We start from the raw sequence: 1,237 nt of genomic DNA on the forward strand, positions 1-1,237 counted from the left end.
CTAGTGCCGTAGCAGGGAACGTTTGCCCTGTTGTGATGTGACGCGCCGTTCGGGTGCTGTGCCGGGCGGCGTGTGGCCGTCACTCTGTTGGGGTGGCGGAACGAGTACATGTACGCGAGATCGACGATGACGAGGGCAGGCGGCTGCTGCGGATCATCCGCAGGGGCACCGGGTCAGTGGTGACCTGGCGGCGGGCCCAGATGGTGCTGCTGTCCGCGCAGGGCATGCCGGTGGCGAAGATCGCTGAGGTGTCGTTCACCAGCGACGACCGGGTCCGGGACGTGATCCACAACTTCAACGCCGACGGCTTCGAGTCGCTGTATCCGAAGTACAAGGGCGGCCGCCCCAAGACGTTCACGCTGCCCGAGCGGCGCGAGATCAAGAAGATCGCCAAGTCGAAGCCGACCGAGCACGACCTGCCGTTCTCCACCTGGAGCCTGACCAAGCTGGCGGACTTCCTGGTCGCCGAGGGGGTGGTCGACGACATCAGCCACGAGGGCCTGCGCATCCTGCTCCGCGAGGAAGGCGTCTCGTTTCAACGCCTGAAGACCTGGAAGACCTCCCGCGACCCGGACTACGCGGCCAAGAAGGCCCGCGTCGAACACCTCTATGCGATCGCCGACGGCGAGGTCATACCCGAGGACGGCGAACCCGAAGTCATCTTCTGCATGGACGAGTTCGGGCCGCTCAACCTGATGCCCCACCCGGGTCGGCAATGGGCCGAGCGCGGCGGCAAGCACAAGGACCCCGACCGTGAACCACGCCGGCGACGGCGGGCCACCTACAACCGCTACGGCGGAGTGCGGCACCTGTTCGCCGCCCTGGACCTGGCCAAGGACAAGCTCTACGGCCACATCAAGCCGGTCAAGAAGCGGACGCAGTTCCTGGAGTTCTGCCGCTACCTGCGCACCCTCTACCCGCCGACGGTGCGGATTGCGATCGTCTGCGACAACTTTTCCCCGCATCTGACCACGAAGAGGTGCCAACGGGTCGGCACCTGGGCCGCGGCGAACAACGTCGAGATCGCCTACACCCCGACGAACTCCTCCTGGCTCAACCGCATCGAGGCCCAGTTCACGGCCCTGCGCTACTTCACCCTCGACGGCACCGACCATGCCACCCATGAGGAACAGGGCAGCATGATCCGCCGCTACATCATCTGGCGAAACCGCAATGCCGACAACCGGCACCTACGCGCCGTCGTGGACAGGGCAAACGTTGCCTGATCCGGCACTAG

The 1,237-nt window shown here is 65.6% G+C and carries 1 protein-coding gene; it reads left to right on the forward strand.

Translation table 11 applies throughout. The features are described from left to right. The first annotated feature begins 92 nt into the window (after window positions 1-92). Window positions 93-1,226 carry an IS630 family transposase gene (locus ACIPEK_RS46720; protein ID WP_402009161.1) on the forward strand — a complete coding sequence of 378 codons (1,134 nt, stop codon included), beginning with the start codon at window positions 93-95 and terminating at the stop codon, window positions 1,224-1,226. Window positions 1,227-1,237 lie beyond the last annotated feature (11 nt).

Origin of the sequence: Streptomyces sp. NPDC088246 (assembly GCF_044741025.1) — a bacterium.
Classification (GTDB): domain Bacteria; phylum Actinomycetota; class Actinomycetes; order Streptomycetales; family Streptomycetaceae; genus Streptomyces.